Genomic DNA, 25,090 nt, shown 5'->3' with positions numbered 1-25,090 from the left:
ACGGCCGCGATCAGATCGTCAGGTCGACGTCCAGCCGGGCGTCGACCTCGTTGCCGGAGCCGATGCTGGTGTTGCCGCTGTCCTGGGTGACCGTCTCCTGGGAGTAGTCGTACTCCTGGTTGTTCGAGTCCTCGGTGGTGTTGGTGGTCTCGTTCGTGGTGGTGTTCTCGGTCTCGTTGTAGGAGTCGTTGACCGAGTCGTTGCCGGTGGCGTTGCCGCCGATGGAGAAGGCGCTGCCCTCGTCGAGGGCGATGTCGCCGGTGGAGAGCGCGTCGCCGGTGCCGAAGGCGGTGGTGTTGTCGTCGCCGTCCACGACCTGGTTGCCGTCGCCGACGAGGTTGTCGTTGCCGGTGGTGATGGTGGAGTCGGAGATGTCGCGGCCGGCGGCGACGGCGCCGTCGCCGGAGGCGACGACGGAGTTGGTGTCGATGTCCTGGCGGAAGTCGCCGCCGTCGGTGTCGATGTTCTGGTTGATCGAGTTGTCGACGATGGTGTCGCGGTCGTCCACGTTGTACGTGAAGTGGTTGTCCGTGACGTGGGTCCGGACGTGCTCCGCGCCGTGGCCGCCGTCGTGGTGCCCGCTCTCGCGGTGCCCGCCGTCGTGCTGCTGCCCGCCCTCGGCGGCCGGCCTCCACGCCCAGCCGGCGTTGCCGCTCTCCCAGTCGAAGCCGGTGTCGTAGCTGCGGTCGAAGGACACGGTGTCGTTGTCCTGGAGCAGGACGGCGGCGTCCCGGACGTCCTCGGCGGTGAGGTGGCCCAGGCCGTGCTCCTCGAGCGCGGCGGCCGGGTCGTCCGCGAAGTAGTCCCGCATCTGGACGCTCTCCGGCCCGCTGCCGAACAGGATCCTGATGAACTCCATGAGGGTCATGTGCTCGCTCGCCATGGTGGCTCGCCTCCGGGATGTCGGGGTGGTGACCGGGCCGAGGGCGTCGGCCGGTGTTGATGACGAAAGCTAGGACGACCGCCGGGCAGGGCCATCGGGGATCGCTCCGGGTCCGTCGGGGGGTCCTTAGGGGATCGGTCCCCCATCGGCAGACGCTGCGCCGCACGGGCTAACGACGGGCAGGCACCCACCGATGACCCGGGAGAAGGGCGCCGCCGCCGCGTGCTGCGGGCCGCCGCACGGTCGTCCCCGACGGCCCCCGCCGACGAGGAGCCGGGAATGTCCTACCTGCTCGGGATCGACCTGGGCGGCACCGCGGTGACCGCCGCCGTGCTCCGCGCCGACGGGACGGCGGCCGGCCCGGTCCGGCTCGGCGGGCGGGACGCTGCGCTCTCGCTCCCCGCGGTCCTGGTCGCCACCCCGGCCGGCGACCTGCTCTGCGGCGAGCAGGCCCGGCGGCGCGCGCCGGCCGATCCGGACCGGGTGGCCCGCGACTTCCTGAACCGGGCCGGCGACCCGACCCCGCTGTCCCTCGGCGGCGTCGGTCACCGGCCCGAGGACCTCTGTTCCCGGCTGGTCCGCTTCGTCGTCGACGAGGTGAGTGCCCGGCACGGCGCCGCCCCGTCCCGGATCGGGCTCACCCACCCCGCCGGCTGGGGCCGGCACAAGCGCGACCTGCTGGCCGGCGCGCTCGCCCGGCACGGCCTCACCGTCGCGCTGGTCGCCGCACCGCAGGCCGTCGCGCTGGCGCACCGGGCCACCACGGCTCCCGGTGCCACGCCGCCGGTGGACCCGCTCGCCGTCGTCGACCTGGGCGGCACCGGCAGCACCGCGACCCTGGTCGCGCCGTCCGCACCCGGGGCGCTGCCCGCGCTCATCGGACCCGGTGCCGAGTGCCGCAGCGCCGGCGCCGACGTCGACGACGCCGTGCTCGGCTTCGTGCGGGCCGCCGGACCCGCGATCACCGCCGCCGTCGACGCGCTGGACCCGGACGATCCGCAGGTGCTGGCCGCGCTGGCCGCGCTGCGCGACGAGTGCAGGGCCGCCAAGGAGGTCCTGTCCCGGGACACCGAGACCGCGATCCCGGTCCGGCTCCCGGGCCTGCACACCTCGGTCCGGCTGCACCGCGGCGACCTCGACGAGCTGGCGCGCCCGGTCCTCGATCCGGTCGCCGGCCTGCTCGAGAACCTGCTCGCCGAGCACCCGGACGCCGAGGTCCTGCTGGCCGGCGGCACCGCCCGGATGCCGCTGGCGGTGCAGGTGCTCTCGGCCGCGCTGGGCCGCCCGGTGACCGTCGCCGCCGAACCGGTGCACGGGGCCGCCCGCGGCGCCGCGCTGGCCGTCGTCCCGGGGGCCGGGACGTCCTGGCCGGGGGCGCGGACCCCGGTGCAGGCCGGGAACCCGGACGGCTCCGGGAAGCACGGGCCGGCCACCGGCCGGGCCGGGCACGCCCACCCGGCCCCGGGGCCCACGACGATCGCGGCTCCGGTCCCCACCCCGGCCGCCCCGCTCACCCCGGCCTCGGGCAGCGGGACGTCACCCCGGACGGGCCGGGTGGCCACGTCCCGGCAGATCGCCGGTGTGGCGCTCCTGGATCCCTCGACCGGTCCGTCACCCGCCGTGCCCGCCCCGCGGCGGGCGGGGCGGTCGACACCGGCGCGGATCTCCGGGGGCCCCGCCGCCGGCACCCCGGAGGCCCCGCAGCGGCCCGCTCCGGACACCCTGGTCACCCGGGACGCGCCCCACCCCGTCCTCGCGCACCCGTACCGCAAGCGGGTACTGGCCGGTGCCGGTGGCCTGGCCGGGGCGCTCGCCGTGACCGGCGTCCTGCTGTTCTGGCCCAGCTCGCCGGTGTCGTTGGGCGAGCTCAGCGCGGCCCCGGTGCTGCCGGACGCGACCACGGCACCCGCGGCGCCGGCCCCGGTCCCACCGGGCGCCCCGGGGCCGTCCCCCGCCCCCGCAGCCGCGCCCGGCACGACGGCCGCCTCGGCCACCGGGAACGCCGGTCCGGCGGCGCCGGGAACGGCCGCGGTGGGAACGGCCGCGCCAGGTGCCGCGACCGCCGCCCCGAACACACCGGGGCGCCTCCCGACGGCCCCCGCTACGGCGGCGCAGGCCCCGGCGCCGGTACCCGTGCCGACCGGGCCGGCCGTGCCGGCACCGGCCCCCGTCCCGGCACCGGCCCCCGTCCCGGAACCGGAGCCGGCCCCGGAGCCGGCCCCGGAGCCGGCACCGGGGCCCGTCCCGGAGCCGGAGCCCGTCCCGGCCCCGGAGCCGACGCCGTCGGAGGGAGTCCCGGAGCCGTCCGCGCCACCCGCGGCGAGCACCACTCCACCCCCGGCCGGTACCGGCTCACCGGCGGCCGCGCCCGCCGCGGGATGAGCCGTCGTCACCGGCCGCATCAGGACGGCAGCGGCGGGTGACCCCCCACCTCGTCCCGTACCGGACACCGGGCGGGATGATTCGGACCGTCGGGTCGGCGTGGAACCGGGAGCCCCCACGCCGACCCGGCGCCCTCCTCCGTGGACGCGGGCGCTTCGTGACCCGGTCACCGCAAGGTGTGACCGCCGCGGTGCCGCGTCGGACGTTGTCACCCCGTCTGACGTGGTAAGACTTCGGGTGACACGGTGTCGACACGAAGTGAGGGGAGCGCGCGGTGACGCGGTTGGCGGGGGCTGTCGTCGGGATGGCGGCGGTCGCACTGGCGGTGGCCTATCTGGGGTTCGGGTGGCCGGTTCTGGTGCTCGGCGGGCCGCTGCTCGTCGGGATCACGACCACTGTCGCCGTCCTGGTGCTCACCGAGGGTCCGCGGGCCGTGCTGCGCGAGCGCCGCGAAGGCCGTGCCGAGCCGGACTCCCCCTGGCGTGCCGCCGCCGAGCGCGGTGAGCCGTCCGGCAGCGGCCTGATGAGCGGCTTCTTCGATCCGGGCCCGCAGTCCGGTCGGGACGCCGCCGGTTCGTCCGGATCGGTTCCGAGGCAGCGGCCGGTACCGAGGCCCGCCCGCCCGGCCGGAGCCCGCTAGCGATAGGTGACAATCGGGCGGTGTCGATCTCCCTCGCCGCCCGGATCCGGTCCTGCCGGAGCGGCCCGTGCTGATCGGGATGACGTTCGCCGTCCTGGCCATGCTCTGCAGCACGGTCGCGGCGATCCTGCAGGCCGACGCGGCCCGCCAGGGCGGCCGGACCAGCGCGGTCATGGCCCGACCCCGGTTCGTCGGGGGCCTGGCCATGGACGTCGTCACCTGGCTGTGCATGGTCGTCGCGCTGCAGTACATCCCGATCTTCGCGGTGCAGGCGACGCTGGCCGGCGCGATCGCGATGACGGCCCTCTACGCCCGCTACCTGCGTGGCGAGTGGCTGCGGCCGGTGCACCGGCTGGCGATCGGGGCCAGCATCCTCGGTTTGGCGATGGTCGCGGGCAGCGCCGGCGTCGAGCGCAAGGAGCCGCTGACCGATCACGGGCAGACGGTCGCGGTGCTGGTCGCCGCTCTGGTGGTGTTCATGGTGGTCACGCTGCTGGTGCGCAACCACGCCCGTCCGTGGCCGTCCTCGGTGCTGGCCGGGCTCGGGCTCGGCGGCGGTGCGGTCTGCATCCGGGCGTTGCACGTCTCCGACGGCGTCTCGGTGCCCGGGCTGGTCGCCGAGCCGCTGCTGTACGTGCTGGCCGGGATGGCCGCCACCGGTCTCTACAACTACGCCCGCGCGTTGCAGCTCGGCGACATCGCCACGGTGACCGCCCTCTACATGGTCGTGCAGGTCGTGGTGCCCGGGATGGTCGGCATCACGTTGCTCGACGACACCGTGCGTGCCGGGTTCGCCTGGATGCTGCTGCTCGGGTTGGCGCTCGTCGTCTACGGCACCTCGATCCTGGCCCGGCGCCGACCGGAGAAGCGGGTCCCCCCACGGGTGGCCTAGCGTCGCCGGTATGGCGACCTACGAGCGTCCGGGTGTCACCCTGCACTACGAGGAGCGCGGCTCCGGTTTCCCGATCCTGCTGATCGCCCCGGGTGGGATGCGCTCGACCGTCGAGGCATGGGGCAACGCACCGTGGAACCCGGTCGAGCACCTCGCCGGCCGGTACCGGGTGATCGCGATGGACCAGCGCAACGCCGGCGGCTCGACCGCCGAGGTGCACGGCAGCGACGGCTGGTCCACCTACACCGCCGACCAGCTCGCCTTGCTCGACCACCTCGGCGTCGACGAGTTCGCGGTGCTCGGGATGTGCATCGGCGGGGCCTACATCGCGAACCTGCTGGCCACCGCCCCGCAGCGGGTGCGCGCCGCCGTCGGGCTGCAGCCGATCGGGCGCGCGGACAACCAGGACCTGTTCGAGGAGAAGTTCGACGAGTGGCGGGCCGGGATCGAGGCCGACCACCCGGAGGCGTCCGAACAGGACTGGACGGACTTCCGCGCCAACATGTGGGGCGGTGGCGGGATCCTGTTCTCGGTCCCGGACGAGACGCTGACCCGGTTCACGACGCCGTGGCTGGTCCTGATGGGTGGCGACGACTACCACCCCGAGTCGGTGTCCCGGCGGCTGGTCGAGCTGGCTCCCGGGGCGCAGCTCGTGGAGCGCTGGAAGGCCGACGAGCACGTCGCGGACGGCCGGGCCGCCGTCGATGACTTCCTGGCCGGGCACCTGGTCTGATTCCTGCACGACACCGCACCGGACGCGGGGGAAGGGCTTCGCCCGGCTGCGCTCCGGCCAGCTCGCCGAGCTGATCGAGGAGGCCTGGCGACGCACGGCGCCGGTGACCGTCGTGCGCCGGCACGAGGGCTGAGCGAGGATCGGCCCCGTGCGGTACGTGGTGGTCGGTGCGGGTGCGGTCGGCGGCACGATCGGGGCCCGGCTGTACGAGGCGGGCCGGGAGGTCGTGCTGGTCGCCCGGGGTGCGCACCTGGCCGCGATCCGCGCGCACGGGCTACGGCTCGACGACCCGGACCGGTCCCGGACGCTGCGGATCCCCGCGGTCGCGACGGTCGGAGACCTCGCCTGGCGGCCGGACGACGTCGCGCTGCTCGCGGTGAAGTCGCAGGACACCGATGCGGTGCTGGAGTCGCTGGCCGCGGTCGCGCCGGAGGTCACGGTGGCCTGCGCGCAGAACGGCGTCGCCAACGAGCGGGCCGCCGCCCGGCTGTTCGCCTCGGTGCAGGCCGTGCTGGTGATCCTGCCCGCCGAGCACTACGAGCCCGGGGTGGTGATCGCGTCGTCGGTGCCGGTGCCCGGGGTGCTCGACATCGGTACCCACCCGGCCGGCGTGGACGCGGTGAGCGCGGCGATCGCGGCCGACCTGTCCGCGGCCGGGTTCTCCTCCCGCACCGATCCCGCGGTGCTGGACGGCAAGTACGGCAAGCTGCTCACCAACCTGGGCAACGCCGCCGATGCGGTCTGCGGCGCGGGCGCCCCCGGGTTCGCCGACCTGGTCGAGGCGGCCACCGCCGAGGGCCGGGCCGTACTGTCCGCGGCCGGGATCACCGCGCGGACCGGCGACGACGACCGGGTCCGCCGGCAGGGCATCCTCACCGAGCGGCCGGTGAGCGGTCGCTCGCGCGGCGGCTCGTCGTCCTGGCAGAGCCTGCACCGCGGGGCCGGGACGATCGAGGCCCGGTACCTGAACGGCGAGATCGTCGCGCTGGGGGCCGCGCACGGCGTGCCGACCCCGGTGAACGCCGCGCTGCTGCGGGCGGCCGAGGAGATGGCCGCGAACGGGGAACCCCCGGCCTCGCGCACTTCCGCGGACCTGACGGTGCCGCCGCGGTGACCCCGTACCCGCTCGACGACGCCCGTTCCGCGTTCCTCGACGCGCTCGACGGGCTGTCGGCGCTGCTGGACCACCTGGCCGACGAGCAGCACGGCGACGACCGGATGCACGCGCGCAGCCGGTGCCGGGGCTGGCTGGTCGCGGACGTCCTCGCCCACCTGCACCTCGGCCTGGTCGAGATGCTCGCCGGGTTCCCCGCCCGCACCGATCGTCCCGCCGACACGACGTTCGCGAGCTACTGGGCGGCGTTCCCGCCGGGCGGCGAGGAACCCGACTGGGCGCACGTCCGGTTCGCCCGCGGGATCGCGGCGGCCTACGCGCGCCCGTCTGCGCAGGTCATCCATGTCCGGACGACCGTGCGCGGCCTGCGCCGGCTGGTCGCCGACCTCTCCGGGCGGCACCGGCTCGAGTTCCAGGGACACGTGCTCGAGGTGTCGGACTTCGTCGCCACCTGGGTCGTCGAGGTCGTCGTGCACCACCTGGACATGACCGTCGACCTGTCCGGCGCGCCGGAGCCCCCGGCGTCGGGGCTGGCGGTGGTGCGGGAGACGGTCGCCGCGTTGCTGCCGGACCCCGTCGCGCTCGACGGGCGGGACGACACGTCCGTCGCCCTCGTCGCCACCGGCCGGGTGCCCGATCCCGGGCTGGGGGCCGTGCTGGGCTGAGATCGCCGAGCGGTACGTGATGGCTCGTCGATCCACCCGGGTGCACTCAGGTGCCGTTGACCATGCCCTGCGTGCGAATCGGGGTGCCGGTCGGCCGGGCGCGTGCCTACGGTGAGGTTATGACCGTGGCACCGGAAGGCACCGGGACCCAGATCCGCACCCTCGCCGAGCTGCAGGAGATCATCGGCGACGCGACGGCGCCGGCCCTGGCCAAGGAGCGCGACCACCTGGTGGACGTGCACCGCGAGTGGCTGGCGGTGTCCCGGTTCGTGCTGCTGGCGACCTCCGGGGCGGCCGGAACCTGCGACGTCTCGCCGAAGGGCGACCCGGCCGGGTTCGTGCACGTCGTCGACGACCGTACGGTCGCGATCCCGGAGCGTCCCGGCAACGGCCGCGTCGACGGCTGGCGCAACGTCCTGGAGAACCCGCACGTGGGGTTGATCTTCCTGGTGCCCGGCCGCAACGACACGTTGCGGATCAACGGCCGCGCCCGCCTGGTCCGGGACGCCGACTACTTCGACGCGCTCGCGGTGCGGAACCGGCGCCCGCTGCTCGCCTGCGAGGTGGACGTCGACCAGGTGTTCTTCCACTGTCCGAAGGCATTCATGCGCTCCGAGCTGTGGCAGCCCGACGGCTGGCCTGCGAAGGACCGGCTGCCGTCGGTCGCCGCGATCGCCAAGGAGCTCGCGCGGCCGGACGAGCCGTTGGAGAAGATCGAGGAGTATTACGGCGCGGGCTACGCCGAGCGGCTCTACTGACACCTCCGCCCCGTGCCCGGCGACGGGCCTCATCGTCCGGTCGATGGTCATGCAGATTACATCGAAACCGCAGGTCAGCCGGTGAACAATGGGGCCGTGAACGCCTCCGTCCCGCCGCTGACGCGGTCCTTGCGCACCCTGCTGTACGCCGTGCTCACCGCGCTCGCGGTACCGGTCGCGCTCGCCGCCGGTGCTGCGCTGCCGACGCGCGCGATCCTGGCCGGAGTGATGCTCGCGGTGTTCGTCGGGGCGGTGGCCCGCACCCTCTCCTGGGTGGCCGGGCGACCGAGCGACCGGGCGACCGCGCTCGCGGTGGCGTCCGGGCTGGGGTCCGGGGTGGCCGCCGTCGTGCTGGCCCTGCTCGCCGTCCTCGCCGGCCCCGCCGTGCTGGTGGCGATCCCGCTGCTGACCGCGGCCGGTGTCGTCCTCTGGTGGATCGGTCGCCGCGCCGCGGTCCCGCACCCGGCCGGGTGACGCCCGCTCCGCACCCGCACCACTGAACCCGGAACCCTCGGAACGATGGACGCGCCCGGCGCGGTCTCGTACTGGGCGTTCCGCCCATCTCGGCGCCTCGCAGCGCGACAACGGGCCGTAGGTTCCGGTGCGTGAGTGAGCCCGCGGATCTGACGAGCACGAGGGCCGGCTACGACGCGATCGCCGAGAGCTGCGCAGACATGTTCCGGGCGGACTTCGACGGTGCCCCGCTCGATCGGCGATGCTTGCCGGTTTCGCGGAGACGGTGCGTCGGGACCATCCTGGCCCGCTCACGCTCGAGGTGGGCAGCGGTCACGGACTGGTGACGTCGTCCCTGGCGACGCACGGGCCGGCCGTGCGGGCGGGACGGGGGGACACGAACGCTGATCACGCCGGCCGATCGTCACTCCGTGCTGTCGGAGGCGGGGCCATCCGGGTGGACTCCGACCGTGCCCCGTTCCCGCAACCCGAAACTGTCGGTGGTCGCACGTATGTTCGAAACGTGGCCGAGGTGGCGGAACTGGTGGACCGGGTGGTGGCGTTGCCGCCCGGCCCGGAACTGTCCACCGTGCTGGCCGCACTGCCGTGGGAGAAGGTCCCGAACGCGCGCCTGGTGGAGGTGCTGCAGGCGCGGTACCGGCAACTGTCACACGAGCAGGCCGAGTGCTACGCCGGGATGGTCGAGATCGGCCACGCCGTCGCCGTCGAGGACCTGCCCGGCGACCGGGTTACGGCCGTGCTGCGGACCGAGGACCAGTTCGACTGGGCCTCCCACGAGATCGCCGCCGGACTCACCCTCACCCCGACCACATCGGATCGCGAACTCGCCTTCGGCGTCGCCCTGTGCGAGCGCCTGCCCCTGGTGTTCACCGCCCTGCAGCAGGGCCGCATCGACGTGGGGAAGGCCCGCGTCTTCGTCGAGTACCTCGACCCCGCGAGCGGGGACGTGACCGAGACCCAGGCCCGACGGCTCTGCGAACGGTTCGTCCCGCTCGCCCCGGGACTGACCACGAAACAACTCGCGGACCGGCTCTACCGGGCATTGCTGGCCATCGACCCACAGCTGCGGCGACGCCGCTACGAACGCGCCGTCCAAGAACGCCGCGTAGCGCTCTACCTGGATCCACGGACCGGCACCGCCACCCTGGTCGGCGACGGACTACCCGCCGACGAGGCAGCCGCCGCGGCCGCACGCATCGACCGCCTGGCCGCGGCAGTGACACGCGCCGGACATCCCGGCCGACTCGGCCAGATCAGCAGCGACCTGTACCTCGGGATGCTCAACGGCGAGTTCCACGGCCTCACCGAGAACGAGATCATCCACCGACTCCTGGACACCCGACGCGCCGAGGACGATCCTGCTGCCGACGCCGAACCCGACACCGACTCCGACGCCGCTCGCGCGACGGGCGCCGCAGTGATCGCCGAGGCTGCCGCGCAGACCGAGCAGCACAGCCCTGCGGGCACCGAAACTGCGGGGAGCGCCGAGGAGCCGGGGGACGCCGACGAGCCAGCCCGCGCAGGACGGCCAGGCGACGCCGGAGAACCGGCGGGAGCCACGAGCCCGGAGAACACCGACGAGACCGGGAGCACCGGAAACGCCAGGAGCACCGACGCCGGAGACGCCGAGACCGGAGACGGCGGGACCACCGAGGCCGGAGACGACGGGGCCGCGGACGGCGGCGACGGCGCGAACGGCGAAACCGGCATCGGGCCCGACTGTGCCGAAACCGGAGCCGGCCGCCCCGACGCGCCGCATGCCGGTGGTCGTGGTCGTTGGGCCGGTGAGCGGGTAGGCACCCGTGAGGGCATCGAGATCCGTGCCGGGCTGGGCGTCCTGGCCGGGCTGGACGATCGGCCCGGCGAGATCCCCGGCCTCGGCCCGGTGGGCGCACACGTCGCTCGCGCCACGACTGCCCGGCAACGACGCGGGGCACGCTGGCTGTTCGCCATCGTCGACACCCGCGGTCACCTGCTGCCGGCCGGGCCACTGCGCCGCCGCCCCCGCACCGACACCGGCACACTGCCTGCGGTGCGGGGCGGGGTGGTCGAACTGCACCTGACGCTCGAGGAACTGCAGCGCTACGCCGCCGACCCCACCCTGGCCGAGTGGCACCCGCTACTCGCCGAGATCGCCCATGCCTGGAACGACCGCGACGAACGGCGGAAACGGCTGGTCGCCCACCCGTCGGCACGGTTCGCGCGCGGTCCGCTCGCCGACCACGTCTGCATCCGCGATCGGACCTGCGTCGGACCGAGCTGCACCCGCACGGCCCGCCGCTCGGATCTGGACCACACTCGCGATCACGGCCGCGGTGGCCGGACCGTGCAGGCCAACCTCGGGCCGGCGTGCACCCGCCACCATGCGGACAAGGACCGCGGCTGGGCGCTCACCCAACCCGAGCCGGGCCTGTTCCGCTGGACCAGCCCGCTCGGGCGTGTCTACTGGACCCGAGGGGAACCGGTGCGCCCGGATCTGCCCGATCCCGATCCCGATCCCGATCCCGCCGAGCACCCGAGCGAGGAGACCGCCGCCGACGTGGACCAGCGGGTGCACTGCCACGACTCGCCGATGTTGAAACGACCGGTCAAGGACCCACCCCGGTCGCCCGGGCCCAAGCCACCACCGGAGCCGCACCCGGACGGGGATCCGCCGCCGTTCTAGCTGTACCGGCCGCCCCCGGGTCCCCGGGCACGGCCCGGTCCTCTCGGCCGACGGCCGTGGGTGGTGGCGATCGCCGACCGGCCCACCGACGACTCCTCGCCGGAGAGGTACTGCGTCGGCGACGGACCCCCGGGCCCTGGCACGGGCCCGGACCCCGTCCTAAGGTCGGCCGGACGGCTGCCTCGTGTGACGAGCTTCGTGTGACGAGCACTGTCGCGTCGTTCGGCCGGCCGCTGCGACCGGAGCAGGAACACGGCCCGAAGGAGCGACAATGTGGATCACCGTCCCGATGGCCCGCACGCAGGCGCCTCCACTCGTTGACGAGACACTCGACCAGGTCGGCGAGGGGTTCGCCGAGGTCGACGCGGGCAACGCCGTCAAGCCGGTCATCGTCCCGGACGAGGTGTGACGTGGGAGCAGTCGACGACAGGTCGAGCACGGCCGGCTGGCCGAGCCTGCGGGTCTCGGACTGGACCACCACCCGCGACACCCTGCACATGTGGACCCAGATCGTGGGCAAGATCCGCATGGCGCACGCCCCGCTGGTCAACCACTGGTGGCAGGTCACGCTCTACGTCAGTCCTCGGGGCCTGACCACGTCCACGATCCCCCACCGGTCAGGGGCGTTCGAGATCGAGTTCGACTTCGTGGATCACCAGCTCGCGGTGCGTAGCAGCGACGGCGGCAGCCGCAGCCTCACGCTGCGCCCCATGCCGGTCGCCGAGTTCTACCACCACGTCCTGGACATGCTCGGCCGTCTCGGGATCGAGGCCCCGATCCGGCCGAGCCCCAACGAGGTCGACCCCGCGATCCCGTTCGCCGACGATCACGAGCACGCTTCCTACGTCGGCGAGGCGGCAACACTGTTCTGGCGCCAGCTGCTCCAGGCCGACCGGGTGATCGGCGAGTTCCGGTCGCACTTCGTGGGCAAGGTCAGCCCGGTGCACTTCTTCTGGGGCGCGATGGACCTGGCCTGCACGCGGTTCTCCGGACGGCCCGCACCCCCGCACCCCGGAGGAGCGCCGAACTGCGGGGACTGGGTCATGGTCGAGGGCTACTCCCGCGAGCTGTCCAGCTGCGGGTTCTGGCCCGGCGGCGGCGAGGAAGGCGCCTTCTACTCCTATGCCTACCCCGAACCCGACGGCTTCCGCGACTACCAGGTGGGTCCGGCGGCGGCCTACTTCAGTGACGAGTTCGGGCAGTTCCTGCTGCCCTACGAGGCGGTCCGTACGGCCCCGGACCCGGACCGGGCGTTGACCGAGTTCCTGCACACCACCTACGAGGCGGCCGCGGAGCGCGCGGACTGGGACCGCGCGGCGCTGGAGGACGACCCCTACCGGTGGGGCGAGCGCATCCGCCGATGAGCACGCGGCTCGTCGGGCCGAGAACCGCCGCGCACCCGCCGACCTCGAGAGGTGACCATGACTGATCACGCCGGACCGCCCACCCCGATCGGTACGAAGGTGGGGATCATCGGAACCGGGGCGGTCGGCGCGGCCGCCACCCTGGCGGCGATCCAGCGTGGCACCTGCCGCGAGCTCGTCCTCGTCGACAAGAACGCCGACCGCGCACGCGGCGTCGCACTGGACATGACCTACGCGGCCCCGCTCTCACCGACCGTGGACGTCGTTCAGGGTGACTACCCGCAGCTCGCGGGGGCGCACCTGGTGATCATCACCGCGGGTGCCAACGAACGGACCGGCGGCGCCACCGACCGGTCCGACCCCGACGGCAGGCTGCGCCTGCTCGACGCCAACGCCGCGACCTACCACGAGATCGTGCCGCGTGTGGTCGCCCACGCCCCCGATGCCGTCATCATGGTGGTCACCGACCCGCCCGACCCGCTCGCCGACCTCACCCGCGAGCTCGCCGGCCACGACCGGGTCTTCTCCACCGGCACACTGATCGACAGCCTGCGGTTCCGGGTACACCTGGCCCGGCGCCTCGGGGTGCGCTCGTCCGACGTGGACGCCCTCGTCGTCGGCGAGCACGGCACCTCCGAGGTGCTGCTGTGGTCCTCGGCCACGGTCGGTGGCCTCCCCGTGACGGACCTGCTCGCCGAACGCGGACACGACCTCGACGCCGTCCGCGGCCAGGTGGAGAACGAGATCCGCTATGCCAACATCAACATCATCGACGGGATCGGCGCCAGCCAGTACGGCATCGGCGCCGTCACCGCCCGCCTGGCCGAGGCGGTGCTGCGAGACGAGCACGCCGTGCTCCCGGTCGCCGCCCACCACACCGGACACGGGGTGACCCTGTCGCTGATCAGCGTCCTCGGCCGCAACGGTGTCGAGCAGATGCACGATCCCCGCATGACCGACGACGAGCACGCCGCCCTGCTCCGCAGCGCTCAGGCGATCCGGACCGCCGCCGAACGCTGCCGCGGTAACAGTCGGTAGTAGGGCCCGGTCGGCTGGGAGACGGAAGGCGAACCCGAGCTGCCGCCACTCGCCGACGTCCATGCTGTCCGGGGCCGGTCCGGTACGGGGTCACACGATCCCCCGATGCCGGGCCACCGACAGGGCGGCTGTCCGGGACTGCACCCCGAGCCTGTTGTCGACGTGGGCCAGGTGGGATTTGACGGTGGCGCGCGAGAGTGACAGAGCTTGCGCAGCTTGGGGACCGGCGTCATTCCGCGAGATCAAGCACTGACCTGCACCGCGGCGCGGTCCTGGCTGCCCGCCGCTGACCCCAGCGGACCCTGGTTCTGGGCACACTCGGGGCATGTAGGACTGAGCCGGGAACGGGAGCCGAGCCGGCTATGCCGCCCCCGACCGCCACCGTTCTCGGATGGCGGGTATGACGGCCGAGTGCAGGTCCGTGCGCAGGATCTTGAACTTCATAGCCGATCAGGCTGCCGACCGGCTACGACACGGTCTCGCGGGACACTTCGGGGCATCCTCGTTCGGTATGGGGTCCCGTCGGCGCTGCAGCGGCAGCGATGCGCGGCGAGGAGGCCCCGTCGAACGGCAGCATGTGTGGTGAAGGCGCGTGGCTGACGGGAGCAGAGCTGAGGGCCCCGTGGTGTGGACCGCGGTGAGCAGGTGGGACCCTGGAGCGTTGACAACGGAAGTCTCGACCACGGTGCCGGTCGGGTGGGGCAAGCATGTCTCGCCCACGGTCTTCGATCAGTCGATGCTGCTGGACTATGTGCAAGGAGCTGGTGTGGGGTTCAACGGAGTCGGCACCGGCGCGGACGGTGACGTGTGATGCAGGGTCGGTTCTCGCGCTGGTGGGGATCGGTCCGACGTGCCGTAGGGCATGCTGGTCCGGAGCGCGACACGCTCTTGCTGATCGTCAAGAGCGCGTTGGCCGCGTCGTTGGCGTGGTTCGTCGCGAACGACCTACTCGGGGCACCGTCGGCGACGTTCGCGCCGTTCTCCGCTCTGCTCATGGTGCAGGTCACGATCTCGCAGTCGCTGTTCCAATCCTTGCGCTACGCGGCAGCGGTGATCGCAGGAGCCGTCGTCACGGGCCTGTTGATTCCCGCTCTGGGCGCCACCATGGCGGCGTTCGCCGTGCTCATGCTGGCCGGGCTCACCATCGGGCGGTGGCACAAGCTGGGCAGCCAGGGCCCCCAGGTCGCGGTGGCGGCGCTGTTCGCCTACGCCTCGTTCACCCAGAGCGATCCGCAATCGAGTTACCTGCAGCTGGTCAGCATCGCGGGCTTGGTCGTGCTCGGTTGCGTGATCGGTGTAGTGATCAACCTGCTCGTCGTCCCGCCGATGCGGTTCCGTAGCGGCGCCTACGTGGTGGACTCGCTGTCTCGGTCACTGTGTGACCTGCTCACCGACGTCGCAGATGGCCTGACCGACGGCATGCCGGACGACGACCAGGTCAGCCAGTGGAGTTACCGGGCCGGCCGGATTCCCGATCTGGCCGAGCAGGCGCGCACGAGCATCGAGCACGCGGCCGAGTCGATGCGCTTCAATCCGCGCCGCCTGTTCATGCGTCAGAGCACCGATTTCTCCGGTTACCGGGTGACGGTCTGCGCCTTCCAGCGCGCGAACGAGCAGGTCATGTCGGTGTGTCGGAGCTTGCGCCATTCGTCCGATGCCCGCGAATCCCCGCACGGCACCGACAGAGTCCTCGGCGAGCTCGCGTCGGTCTTGCATGCCGCCGCGGAAGCCACACGGGTACTCGGCTCCATCCATCACGTGGTGGACCTCGATCGCGCGTCTGACCTCGACGAACCGCTCGACAGGGGGCGCGACGCCATCGCACGGGCCTCCGAACAGGTCGACACTCATGATCTCGACCACGGCAGGGACGGTCCGATCTACACGGGCCTGCTCACCGACGCCCGCCGGCTGATCGAGGAGTACGGCGAGGCCCGTCACCAGCTGGCGCAGCAGGGAGATCCGGAGAGCCAGATGGAAGGCTAGGTCACTCGCCCGGCTGGCGGCGGCGAGATCGGGCGGCGTAGGCCCCAATGGCACTGGGTTTGCGCCCACGCCTTCCCCATCCCCATCGTCCTGGCCGCACTGCTCGGCGTGGACGATCCGTGCCAGAGGGGCCGGTTCACGAAGCCTGACCGCCCAGCCCGCTGGGCACCCCGCCCTCGTCAACGATGATCCCTGCGACGTCGCGGAGCTTGCGGTTGAGTCGCTGCGAGACGTTGGCCAGGAAATCGAACGCCTGGTCCTGGGTGAGGCTCTCGCCACGCATCAGGATGCCGATCGCGACGCCGATCTGACGGCTGTTCTGCAGGGCGGTTTCGAGGTGCTCAGCGTTCTCGTGCTCGCGGGCGGCGAGCATGGCGATCGCGGCGTGCGCGGCCAGCACCGTCCCGACGGCGCGCGAGTACGTGTCGAACGCGTGCGGTGCGTCGGCGTAGAGGTCCAGCGCGCCGGTGGTCTCCTCGGAGGTGAACAGCCGAAATGAGAGCATGCTGGCGACTGACATCTCCGCGGCGACGCGGCGGGCGAACTCCGGCCAACGCTCGTCGGTGCGGAGGTCGTCGACCGTGTAGACGATGTGGTCGGTGATCGCGCTGAGGCAGGGTCCCTCGCCGAGTTCGTTCTGGATCACGTGGATACGGTCGGCGACCTGGTCGGTGGACGCGACAGTGGAGACCGAGCCGTTCCGATGGGTCAAGGTGATCCCCGCGTGGGAGCAACCCGGCACCATCTCGACCGCGCGGCGAGTGACGATCTGGCGGATCTCCCTGACGTCGTCGGCGGCTTCCATCTCGCGAGCCACCGTCGCGAAGGCGTCGGCGAGGCGTTCGAACTCAGAGAGCGTCACCCTGGTCAAGGTAATCATGCCGGTAATGGGTGTCGACGGCGCGTGGCTGGGTATATGTGTGCGTAGGGGGCGGTAGGTGCATGCGCCGGCCGGCCCTCAGGTCCGGTCGGTTAAGCAGCCAGCTGGCTGGGCCGCCCGTGGGAGTGTTTTCCGGGCCTACTGGACCGTCCCCGCTGTGGTTGACGCCGACGTAGGCAGCCGCTGACCGCCGCCGTCAGGTTCGCGGCGATCGCGGACCAGGCCGATCACCCGGACAACACGTTCCCGATCACGTTCATGTGCGACCGGCTCGGGGTGTCTCGCCAGGGCTACTACCGGTGGCGCCAACGGACCGCGCCCGGCCGGCGGGAGAGCGCCGACGTCGAGCTCACCGAGCTGGACACGGGCGCTCAGGCGTCGTTGATCGGCCGAGCATCGGCGTCACGGCTCAGCGTTCACGCAGATCGTCGGCCACCCGTTTCCAGGCGCTGGCCAGAGGTATTCGCCTCGTGCAAGGTTCAGCCGCGGATCTTGTCCTGGTGGTCCGCTCTGGGCGGTCGCGAAGGAGCGTGCAGTGGCGGGCGGGCCGGGAAGAGGGCGACCAGGTCAAGAGCAACCTCAAGCAGGCCGGCGAGAAGATCAAGGACGCCTTCAAGAAGGACAGCTGACCCGCAGCCGACTCGGGAGGCGGCGCCGGTGTCAGCCACGCAGGCTCCTCCCGAGACGGTACTCCGCCCGGCATCGCCGTCTTGGCGTGCGTGAGCGAGGCGATCAGCCCACACACCCTGATCTCCTGGACGATGCCGCGTTGGGGTCAGTCGTTCCCCACGGTGCCCTGCCTGTCTGGCCGGCGAGGCCGGAAGCAGCCGTCCCACACCGCCGTGTGGTTCGATGGCGACCGACAGGCGTGAGCGTGGTGCGTGACGATCAGGCCTTTGGGCTGTGTGGGACCAGTAGGTGTGCAGCGTGGACGAACAGCGATGGAGTACCGATCGGGAGCGCTTCGTGCGCGACTGGTCCGATGCCTCGAACGAGGGCCGGGAGCCGGAACGTGACCACGGCTTCCCGCTGGGTCCGCTGGGGCAGCAGTTCGCCGTTCTGACCTACAGCCTGCTCGACGCCACGTCGGTGGGGGAGGTTCTGGAACAGATCGTGACTGCAGTGTCCGGGATCGTTCCACAGGCCGAGCGGGTCAGCGTGATGCTGGGAACCCGGGACGGCCGTTTCGAGGTCGTCGCCGAGCACGGTTCGAACCTTCCAAGCGTGGACAAGCTCCAGGGCGAGTTGCAGGAAGGGCCGGCTGTCGACGCCGCGCTGATCGGCGCACCTTCGGCCCTGGTGTCTCGTGACCTGCGCGCAGAGCGGCGGTGGGGACAGTGGACTCCGGCCGCGGCTGACATCGGTGCAGGGGCGGTTCTGTCGATGCACCTCAAGGCGCACAGCGGAGCCGACAAGGTTGGTGCGAAGCAGTGGCCCGGGGATCACCCCGGCCCGTCGGGCGCGCTGACCTTGTACTCGGGTGAGCCGTTCGGGCTCGACGGTGTCGAGGCCGACAAGGTGATGCTGTTGGCTACGCACGCCTCGTTGGCGTTGGCGGCCGGTCATGCCGGCACGAACGCCGAGATCGTCGAGTCACAGTTGCAACGCGCGGTCGACAGTCGCGACGTCATCGGTCAGGCAAAAGGAATCCTGATGGCTCGCCGCGAGATCGACGCGGGCGCCGCTTTCGACATCCTGCGTAAGACGTCTCAAGATCTCAATGTCAAGCTGTCAGAAATCGCCGAGACCGTTGCCCGTCGTCACGGCGAAATTTGACCGGGGGAAACCGCCTCCGCGCGATATCGAGGGCGACGGCGGTACTCCTCGGCGCCTCCTGCGGCGCCGAGGTGTACCGCCGTCAGCGTCCTGGCGTTGAGCGCACGCCGTCGGGTCAGCCGATCAGAGCGCCGAAGCCGGCTGGGAGCTGGGAGCGCAGGTTGTCCAGTTCGCCGGGGCTGACGGCCTGGGCCAGGGTGTTCAGTACCGCGCTGGCCTGGGGGCGGGCCTCCTCCGGGCCGATTCCGCGCCCGAGCTGGTCGGCGAGCCGGCGCAGGAAGTCGTCGACGTCGAACGCTTCTGCCTCGTCGTTGTAGCGGTCCAGCGGTGCCTTGAGTTCGGTGGGCAATTGCGCGGCCAAGTCGGTGGACTCGCCGGCGGTCAGACGCTGACCGAGAATGTCTAGCACCGCCAGTGTCGCCTGCTCCGCTTCGGCCTTGGTCCCGAAGGCACCGTTGTCGGCAACATGGTCGATGAACTGCTGGTATTCCACGATCATTCCTCTCTGTGGACGCACCGGGCGGCACATCCACAGTCATAGCAATTGATTGGGCAAAGTCAGAGCTTCTCTGACTGCGACCACAGCAACGGGGAGCGCTACATGATGTGAACCCGGCAGCGCGCGGTAGCCCGCATCTGGATCGACGCGATCCGGTCCACTCGACGCTGTGTGAGTTGCGCACCGCGACGAGCAACCGAGGTTCGGGAGACTGCGGTCGAGCGAGCTGCCAGGCAACGCCGGTGGCGTGTGCGTGGTCGCCTTCGTGAGGCGGCCCCGGAAGCTGCTGAATCTCAACCTCGAGGGCCTACGGTCCAACGCAGCCCGGGTCCGCCTTGCGACCGTGCAATGCGTCTTCCCCCGTGGCGCTCGATCCAAACATGGGCCCGGCCCGGGCGCTGGTAGCGCATCTACGCGCTCTCGGCAGTGACACCCCGAGCCGAGTAGTCGACCCCGGCACTCGGTAGAAGTCAGAAGATGCGCCAGTGGGCGTGCGGGCCCTAGCCTCCGGCGCCGTGACCGACTCGTCCCGTACCACTGTTCTTGGCCTGATCGCCGACCCCGGCCTGCCCACCAAGATCGCAGACCGACTCACTCGCGAACTGCCGTCCGAACTGGAGCGCCACGGCGACGGGCAGTGGGACGTGCAGATCTGCGACGAGCCGATCTTCCTCGACGAGCAGGGCGCGCTGCCGATGATCGAAATCGGTCGTCGCGCCTGCACACGGCAGAGCACCGACGCGGTGGTATTGATCACCGATCTGCCCCGTCGTGCAGGCTCCGATCCGGTCGTCGCCGATGCCGGTACCGCGGATCGGGTGGGTCTGGTGTCGATTCCCGCCCTCGGTGCCCTGGACCAGTACCGGCGCTGCCGGGACACGATCGTCCGCCTGGTCACCCGGCACCTGTTCCCGGCCGAGGACCGCGCGTCGGTCGGCGAGCAAGCACCGGCCGGTAGCGCGGGCTCGCTGACCCGGGTCGACTCCGACCAGGGCACGACCGATCCCAACAGTGACGAAGACACCGGCAGCGCCGGCGTCGAGGACGAGGTCGACGTCCGACTCGCACTGACCGGCACACGGGGCCGACTGCGGTTGCTGACCGGGATGGTGCGGGCGAACCGGCCGTGGCGGCTGGTGCCGAGCCTCGCACCCGCCATCGCCGCCGCCGCGGCCGGCGCCGCGTTCGGCATCTTCTACTCCAACATCTGGCAGCTCGCCACGGCCCTGGGCCCAGTTCGGCACGTGCTCGTGATGCTGATCGCCCTGGTCGGCATGACCACCTGGCTGATCAGCAACAACGGCCTGTGGGAGTCGCGCCAGAGTCGTTCACTGCGCGAGGAGATGGTGCTGTCGAACGCGTCGACGGTGCTGACCGTCGCATGCGGGGTCGTCATCATGTTCGCGCTGCTGTTCGCCCTCGCCCTCATCGCGGCCGCGCTGGTCATCCCACCCGACTACCTCGGCTCCACACTCATGCAGTCACCCGGAGTGAGCGACTACGTGATGATCGCCTGGCTGTCGACGTCGATGGGCACGGTCGCCGGCGCACTCGGGTCGGGATTCGCCGATGAGGACGCAGTCCGCCAGGCCGCCTACAGCCGCCGCGAACAGGAACGTCGTACCCGGCTGGACCAGCAGGAGGCCGACGCCTCCGACTCCAGCCAGGAGTGACCCGCACCGGCTTGAGCGCTCCGGGCCAGCAGGGCGAGCCGGGGGCGAGGCCCGGCGCCTGGGATCAGTAGGGGTGCGTGCGATCCGCACGCACCGGAAGCGACGCGTACGTTTGCGGCCCACGTAGCGCGGTAAATCTCCGGGGCACATTCCGTGTTGAGTTGAGGACCAGCTCACCGGTTCGCCTTGAGCCGACACACGTTCTCTGCAGAAGTGTTCGGCTCGCTCAGCACCGGAGAGTGCCTTATGACCGCCTCACCGCCCCCACGTGCCGGTTCCCCGACGCCCGGCTCCGCCCGACTGACGATCGAGACACCCGCACCGGGTGTCCGGCTGCTCGGCGTGAGCGGCGTGCTGGACTCGGGCGCCGGGGCACGGCTACTGCGCCTGATCGACTCGCAACTGCTGCTGGCCCGGGGCGGCCACAAGCGAGTCGTTGCCGTGGTCGTCGACGTATCGCATCTGGAAGCGCTCGAACGAGGTGGGCCCCAAGCTATCGAGCACGCTCGTTACGCCTGCACCCGGCGCAACATCGAGTTCGCGATCGCAGGCCACCCTTCCAGACTCACGGCCGCGAACGTCTCGGCAAGCGCCCGACTCGGGCACGTTCGTAGTTTTCCCACCGTAGAGGCCGCCCTGCGCTCAGTCGCCTGCGACACCGTCGCAGAACGGCACGAAGCCGTAGCACATCTCAGCGAGTCTGGGCTATGACGCCGTCGCAGACGGCAATCCTTCTGCTCGGTGTCGGCGGCGTCGTCATCACGGCCAGTTTGGGTCTCGCCGCGCTTCTCCCCGGCAAGGTCGGAGCCGGAGTCGAGCGCCGTCGAGCACGTGGACGCGAGCATCTTCCCGCACCGCAAACCTCGTATGGCGGCAAGTATTCTGCAGCCGGTCACGACGTCACGACCGACGCTCCGAGCGCAGACGTCATGCGTAGCATCCAGTTCGTCACGGTCGGCCTGCATCGTCCAGCGTCCAAGCCGGTCATGCTGCTGCAGGAGAGCGACCCTCCCGGCAGGGTGCTGCCGATCCACGTCGCTCACAGTGACGCCGCGAGGCTGGCTCGCGCCCGGCGGTGCCCGAGCCCCCCGCGATCGGGCACCCACCGACTCATCGTCGAGCTAATCGAACAGTCGAGCTGCAGACTTCTCCGAGTGGAACTTGTCGGCCTGCATGAGGGAGTGTTCTACGCCCAGGTCGTGCTCGACAACGGAGCGATCATCTCGGCCCGCCCCAGCGACGCCGTCGCCCTGGCACTTCACACCGAAACCCCCATTCGATGCACTGAAGCTCTGCTACGGAGCGCGGGAAAGGATGCCGACCTCATTGTTTTCAAGAACGAAACAGGACAGCCTGGTGCGGGGGGTTCGACGGGACGAACTGAAGCTACGTTGGCCGACACGCCGATCGCTCTCGGCTCAGTGAGTAACATGAAATCCGAATTCGCCGTGCACGGCCCAGTCTATTACGCGACTGAGGGAGAAGTCGGTGCCAACTAGACCGCCTCCACCGGCGCGTTTGAGAATGGTGCTGGATGAGGCGACGTCCACCCACAGCAGAAGTGGGACGCGCTGTCCGCGTTCGATAGCTGATGGACACGGCTCCACACCCCGACCCCGTCCTCGTCTCCGCCGACCGGAAGGAGAGCCACCACCGGTGCAGTACGACGAGCTGGCCAACCTGGCCGCCCAGCTGCCGGGTGAGATCCAAGAGGCCCCGAGCCGCTACACCGGCCCGGCCGAGACCTTCGACATCGACGAGTTCCTGCAGCGGCTGGCCGCCTACGAAGGCCCGGGCCGCACCCACGGGGGATCGTCGTCGGCCCGCCGACGTCCCGGGCCAGGGTCCGGACCATCAGCATATGGGCCGCGCAGACCGGCGCGAGCACCGAGGACCTGATGTCGCGGATGGGGCACGACGACATGCGTGCGGCCCTGATCCACCAGCGTGCGACCAGCGCGGCGGACCACCGGATCGCCGACGGGCTGAGCGGGCTGGTCGACGACCACCGGCGCGGACCCAGGTCGCACGGCGACGAGCAGGATCCGCCGGCTACTGGACGAGGGCGTCCGTATCGCACGGGGACCGCACGCGGACCGGTTCCTCCGGAACGACGAAGGCCCAGGTTCGGCGGGAGCAACTCGCTGACCTGGGCCTTCGTCATGTGAGCGGATGACGGGAATCGAACCCGCGTATTCAGCTTGGGAAGCTGATGTTCTACCATTGAACTACATCCGCATGGTGCGTGATCAGCCTAGCACCCGGTGCGCGGAGCCCGGCACGGCCCGGGGGCGCCCGGTCGTCGCACGAACCGACCACCCGGCGCGAGCCGGTCGCACCGGTCGCGGTCGACCGGCACACTCGTACCAGTCGGTCTGCTCCCCGACCGGAAGGATCGATGATGAGTGTGTTCGACCCGCTGACGGGTGCTCCGTCCGAGGACCACGAGCAGGACATCCTCATGATCGCCGGCAGCCGCTCCGAGGTCGCCCGGCTCGCCCCGGTCGCCACCGCCGTCGCGGCAGCCGACCGCATCCAGGGGATCACCGTCGCCACCGGGCCCGACCCGATGACCGTGCACGAGACGTTCGAGGCCCTCGGCGTGCCGGCCGACATCACGATCCTGCTGCCCGCCGACGTCGGCCCGGGCGTCGCCGACGTCGCGGCCGCCCTGTTCACCCGGCTGGACCGGCTCCTGGTGGACCAGGACCCGTCCGCGGTGCTGGTGCACGGCGGCGGGCTGGCCGCCGCGGTCGCCGCGACCGTCGCCTTCTGGCGTCGCATCCCGATCGTGCACATGCAGGCCGGGATGGGTACCGACGACCTGCTGTGCCCGTTCCCGCAGGAGGCGCACCGCCGGGTGATCGGCCAGCTGGCATCGCTGTTCCTGACGACCAGCGGCTCGGCGCTGGGCAGCCCGCTCGGCCCGAACGTGCTGACCATCGGCGACACGATCAACTCGCTGCCGGGCCCGCGCGACCGGGGTTGCGCCGAGGCGGTGGCACGGGTGCACGACGAGGAGCGCAGGCTGGTCCTGGTGGACCTGCAGCGGTCGTCGTCGTCGCCGGTGCTCTCCGGCCTGGCCGACCTGCTGGAACGCTACCCGCGTATCGAGATCGTGATCACCGGTGAGCTCGCCGCCGACGAGCCCGCGCCGGCCCTCGGCCGGCACCCGCGGGTGACCGTGGTGCCCGAGCTGGACCTGCCCGACGGGATCGCGGTGCTCGGCGCCGCGACCGTCCTGGTCAGCGACGACCACGAGCTGGTCACCGACGCACCCGGCCTGGGCACCCTCGCGGTACTGGTCGACGGGCCGAACGTGCCGCAGCCGGGGGACTCGATCCGCAGCATCTCGGCCCCGGAGGCGACCGCTGCGGTCGCCCAGGTGCTCGACGGCGACCACGGTCGCAGGCCGGCGCCGTCCGACGGGTTCGAGGCCGCCCGCGCCGAGCAGGCCGTCGCCTGGATGTTCGGCCTGTGCCGCTCGCCGCAGCTGTCGGAGGACCCGCCGGGCCGGCATGGCGGCACCGGATCCGCCGCCTCGGCCGAGGAGTCGACCGACGCCTGAGCGTGCCCCGCGCACCCGGGTCGTCTCGCTAGGCTGGCCGTGATGGACGCCGACCCGTGGGCCACCGGACGCCGCCGAACCCCGTCCGGGGACGGTGCCGCCGGACCCGGCGGCCCGGATCCGTGGCAGCACTGGCGCCGGCTGCGTCCGCGTTCCGTGCGCGGAGCGAGCGGGCTGGGCATCCTCGGCGCGGCCGTCCTGCTGTTCCCGTTCCTCGACGACCCGGACCGCTGGTGGGTCCCGGTCGGTCTCGGCTTCGGGACGCTCGTGCTGCTCGCGTTGCTGCGGCTGGACCGGCTGCTGAACGGGTGGGCCCCGCACGTCGCCGGGCTGGTGCTGGTCGGCGCGCTGGTCCAGGGCACGGCCCGCAACCCGTGGGCCTGGGGTCTGGCGACGGCCGCGGGGGTCGTCGTCGCCGGGCTGCTGCTCCTGCCGCGCTGGAAGGTGCTCGCGGCGGGTGCGGTGTTGCTGGTGCTGGCCGGGATCGGCTACACGTTCCGCTCGGTCGAGCTCGACCGGGAGCAGGCCCGGGTCGACGCCCAGGCCGGCGCCCAGATGCGGACGGAGCTCGGCGTCGATCGCCCGCAGCTGGCGCTGGTGGCGCTGGACTCGGGCGTCGTCGGCGGGAACCCGGCACGGGTCTGCCGGCTGGCTCAGGACGCCGCGATCGCCCAGCTGCGTACCGCCACCGGCGCCGCGACCTGCGAGGACGCCGTGGCCGTGCTGCACACCCGGGTCCCGGCCGGCGCCGAGGTGACCACGCCGGACCGCCGCCCCGACCCGGACGTGCCGCCCGGCGGGACCACCACCGTCGATGCCTGCGCGACGCCCTGGGGCACCGCAGCCGGCCCCGCCATGGGGAGGGTCGAGCTGACCCGCACCGACGCCGCGACCCCGACCTACCAGGTCAGCGCCTTCACTCCCTGCTGACGGCACCACCAGGACGGTCGGACCGTAGAGCGGGCCTACGGTCAATGGCACCTGTCGTGGGTCGGGGACCGGGGCGCGGACACGTGGTGTGCCACTCGGCGGGGCCGCCGGGCCCACGACGGTCGGAACGGCGAACGGCCGACCCTCCCCGGGTGGGGCGGACCGGCCGT

Annotated in this window: 26 protein-coding genes and 1 tRNA gene; 22 read left to right on the top strand and 5 right to left on the bottom strand. The window is 72.0% G+C overall.

Features of this window, described 5'->3' with window-relative positions:
• Positions 1–10: 10 nt before the first annotated feature.
• Positions 11–883, bottom strand: a complete 873-nt coding sequence (locus ACLFMI_RS06060) for a hypothetical protein (RefSeq protein ID WP_410946730.1) — start codon at positions 881–883, stop codon at positions 11–13.
• Positions 884–1,162: 279 nt separating this feature from the next.
• Between ACLFMI_RS06060 and ACLFMI_RS06055 the strand changes: the two genes are divergently transcribed.
• The 13 genes from ACLFMI_RS06055 to ACLFMI_RS05995 all read left to right on the top strand — a co-directional run bounded on the left by ACLFMI_RS06055 (position 1,163) and on the right by ACLFMI_RS05995 (position 13,608).
• Positions 1,163–3,265 (top strand): Hsp70 family protein, encoded by a 2,103-nt coding sequence (locus tag ACLFMI_RS06055; protein WP_410946729.1) that lies wholly within the window; start codon positions 1,163–1,165, stop codon positions 3,263–3,265.
• Positions 3,266–3,539: 274 nt separating this feature from the next.
• The gene (locus ACLFMI_RS06050; protein WP_410946728.1) at positions 3,540–3,905 is read left to right on the top strand and encodes a hypothetical protein; all 366 of its coding nucleotides are present in this window, start codon (positions 3,540–3,542) and stop codon (positions 3,903–3,905) included.
• A 67-nt stretch (positions 3,906–3,972) separates the two neighbouring features.
• On the top strand, positions 3,973–4,797 hold the full coding sequence (locus tag ACLFMI_RS06045; RefSeq protein WP_410946727.1) for a hypothetical protein: 825 nt from the start codon (positions 3,973–3,975) through the stop codon (positions 4,795–4,797).
• Positions 4,798–4,807: 10 nt separating this feature from the next.
• Complete coding sequence (locus ACLFMI_RS06040; RefSeq protein ID WP_410946726.1) at positions 4,808–5,530, top strand: alpha/beta fold hydrolase; 723 nt, start codon at positions 4,808–4,810, stop codon at positions 5,528–5,530.
• On the top strand, positions 5,502–5,663 hold the full coding sequence (locus tag ACLFMI_RS06035) for a hypothetical protein (RefSeq protein WP_410946725.1): 162 nt from the start codon (positions 5,502–5,504) through the stop codon (positions 5,661–5,663). Before ACLFMI_RS06040 ends, ACLFMI_RS06035 begins: the two co-directional genes overlap by 29 nt.
• A gap of 15 nt (positions 5,664–5,678) precedes the next feature.
• Complete coding sequence (locus ACLFMI_RS06030) at positions 5,679–6,644, top strand: ketopantoate reductase family protein (protein ID WP_410946724.1); 966 nt, start codon at positions 5,679–5,681, stop codon at positions 6,642–6,644.
• Entirely contained in the window at positions 6,641–7,309 is a 669-nt protein-coding gene (locus ACLFMI_RS06025; RefSeq protein ID WP_410946723.1) for a maleylpyruvate isomerase N-terminal domain-containing protein, read from the top strand. The genes ACLFMI_RS06030 and ACLFMI_RS06025 overlap by 4 nt, the downstream gene beginning before the upstream one ends.
• Positions 7,310–7,428: 119 nt before the next feature.
• Positions 7,429–8,067 carry a pyridoxamine 5'-phosphate oxidase family protein gene (locus ACLFMI_RS06020; protein ID WP_410946722.1) on the top strand — a complete coding sequence of 213 codons (639 nt, stop codon included), beginning with the start codon at positions 7,429–7,431 and terminating at the stop codon, positions 8,065–8,067.
• 96 nt (positions 8,068–8,163) lie between these two features.
• Complete coding sequence (locus tag ACLFMI_RS06015; protein WP_410946721.1) at positions 8,164–8,541, top strand: hypothetical protein; 378 nt, start codon at positions 8,164–8,166, stop codon at positions 8,539–8,541.
• Positions 8,542–9,043: 502 nt separating this feature from the next.
• Positions 9,044–11,206: an HNH endonuclease signature motif containing protein gene (locus ACLFMI_RS06010; protein WP_410946720.1), complete on the top strand. Its 2,163-nt coding sequence runs from the start codon at positions 9,044–9,046 to the stop codon at positions 11,204–11,206.
• Between the two features lie 271 nt (positions 11,207–11,477).
• Positions 11,478–11,615 carry a hypothetical protein gene (locus ACLFMI_RS06005; protein WP_410946719.1) on the top strand — a complete coding sequence of 46 codons (138 nt, stop codon included), beginning with the start codon at positions 11,478–11,480 and terminating at the stop codon, positions 11,613–11,615.
• Position 11,616: 1 nt separating this feature from the next.
• Positions 11,617–12,570 (top strand): DUF5996 family protein, encoded by a 954-nt coding sequence (locus ACLFMI_RS06000; RefSeq protein ID WP_410946718.1) that lies wholly within the window; start codon positions 11,617–11,619, stop codon positions 12,568–12,570.
• 57 nt (positions 12,571–12,627) lie between these two features.
• Positions 12,628–13,608: a lactate/malate family dehydrogenase gene (locus ACLFMI_RS05995; RefSeq protein ID WP_410946717.1), complete on the top strand. Its 981-nt coding sequence runs from the start codon at positions 12,628–12,630 to the stop codon at positions 13,606–13,608.
• A 90-nt stretch (positions 13,609–13,698) separates the two neighbouring features.
• Here ACLFMI_RS05995 and ACLFMI_RS05990 read toward each other — a convergent pair whose 3' ends face one another.
• A complete protein-coding gene (locus ACLFMI_RS05990) occupies positions 13,699–13,935 on the bottom strand; it encodes a LuxR C-terminal-related transcriptional regulator (protein ID WP_410946716.1) in 237 nt (78 codons plus the stop codon).
• Positions 13,936–14,496: 561 nt separating this feature from the next.
• Here ACLFMI_RS05990 and ACLFMI_RS05985 point away from each other — a divergent pair.
• The gene (locus ACLFMI_RS05985) at positions 14,497–15,594 is read left to right on the top strand and encodes an FUSC family protein (protein WP_410946715.1); all 1,098 of its coding nucleotides are present in this window, start codon (positions 14,497–14,499) and stop codon (positions 15,592–15,594) included.
• Positions 15,595–15,730: 136 nt separating this feature from the next.
• Here the strand turns inward: ACLFMI_RS05985 and ACLFMI_RS05980 are convergent, their stop codons facing one another.
• The gene (locus tag ACLFMI_RS05980; protein WP_410946714.1) at positions 15,731–16,456 is read right to left on the bottom strand and encodes a GAF and ANTAR domain-containing protein; all 726 of its coding nucleotides are present in this window, start codon (positions 16,454–16,456) and stop codon (positions 15,731–15,733) included.
• A gap of 518 nt (positions 16,457–16,974) precedes the next feature.
• Here ACLFMI_RS05980 and ACLFMI_RS05975 point away from each other — a divergent pair.
• Positions 16,975–17,103: a hypothetical protein gene (locus tag ACLFMI_RS05975; protein ID WP_410946713.1), complete on the top strand. Its 129-nt coding sequence runs from the start codon at positions 16,975–16,977 to the stop codon at positions 17,101–17,103.
• Between the two features lie 298 nt (positions 17,104–17,401).
• Positions 17,402–18,250, top strand: coding sequence for an ANTAR domain-containing protein (locus ACLFMI_RS05970; protein WP_410946712.1), 849 nt, complete (start codon positions 17,402–17,404; stop codon positions 18,248–18,250).
• A 115-nt stretch (positions 18,251–18,365) separates the two neighbouring features.
• Here the strand turns inward: ACLFMI_RS05970 and ACLFMI_RS05965 are convergent, their stop codons facing one another.
• Positions 18,366–18,743, bottom strand: coding sequence for a DUF2267 domain-containing protein (locus tag ACLFMI_RS05965; RefSeq protein WP_410946711.1), 378 nt, complete (start codon positions 18,741–18,743; stop codon positions 18,366–18,368).
• A 521-nt stretch (positions 18,744–19,264) separates the two neighbouring features.
• Here ACLFMI_RS05965 and ACLFMI_RS05960 point away from each other — a divergent pair.
• The 4 genes from ACLFMI_RS05960 (at position 19,265) to ACLFMI_RS05945 (ending at position 22,321) form a co-directional block, all read left to right on the top strand.
• Positions 19,265–20,422: a hypothetical protein gene (locus ACLFMI_RS05960; RefSeq protein ID WP_410946710.1), complete on the top strand. Its 1,158-nt coding sequence runs from the start codon at positions 19,265–19,267 to the stop codon at positions 20,420–20,422.
• A gap of 342 nt (positions 20,423–20,764) precedes the next feature.
• Positions 20,765–21,133 (top strand): hypothetical protein, encoded by a 369-nt coding sequence (locus tag ACLFMI_RS05955; protein WP_410946709.1) that lies wholly within the window; start codon positions 20,765–20,767, stop codon positions 21,131–21,133.
• Positions 21,130–21,921, top strand: coding sequence for a bifunctional nuclease family protein (locus tag ACLFMI_RS05950; protein WP_410946708.1), 792 nt, complete (start codon positions 21,130–21,132; stop codon positions 21,919–21,921). The genes ACLFMI_RS05955 and ACLFMI_RS05950 overlap by 4 nt, the downstream gene beginning before the upstream one ends.
• Before the next feature lie 157 nt (positions 21,922–22,078).
• Positions 22,079–22,321: a DUF2267 domain-containing protein gene (locus tag ACLFMI_RS05945; RefSeq protein ID WP_410946707.1), complete on the top strand. Its 243-nt coding sequence runs from the start codon at positions 22,079–22,081 to the stop codon at positions 22,319–22,321.
• A gap of 268 nt (positions 22,322–22,589) precedes the next feature.
• On the opposite strand, the gene ACLFMI_RS05940 is transcribed toward ACLFMI_RS05945, so the two are convergent.
• Positions 22,590–22,660, bottom strand: a tRNA-Gly gene (locus ACLFMI_RS05940).
• Between the two features lie 163 nt (positions 22,661–22,823).
• Between ACLFMI_RS05940 and ACLFMI_RS05935 the strand changes: the two genes are divergently transcribed.
• Positions 22,824–23,990: a UDP-N-acetylglucosamine 2-epimerase gene (locus ACLFMI_RS05935; RefSeq protein WP_410946706.1), complete on the top strand. Its 1,167-nt coding sequence runs from the start codon at positions 22,824–22,826 to the stop codon at positions 23,988–23,990.
• A gap of 42 nt (positions 23,991–24,032) precedes the next feature.
• Positions 24,033–24,920, top strand: a complete 888-nt coding sequence (locus ACLFMI_RS05930) for a hypothetical protein (protein ID WP_410946705.1) — start codon at positions 24,033–24,035, stop codon at positions 24,918–24,920.
• Positions 24,921–25,090: the final 170 nt, after the last annotated feature.

Source organism: Pseudonocardia nantongensis (assembly GCF_046546495.1).
In the GTDB taxonomy this organism is placed as follows: Bacteria; Actinomycetota; Actinomycetes; order Mycobacteriales; family Pseudonocardiaceae; genus Pseudonocardia; species Pseudonocardia nantongensis.
Note: the sequence above shows the minus strand (reverse complement) of the source record. Positions and strands in the feature narration are given on the sequence as shown.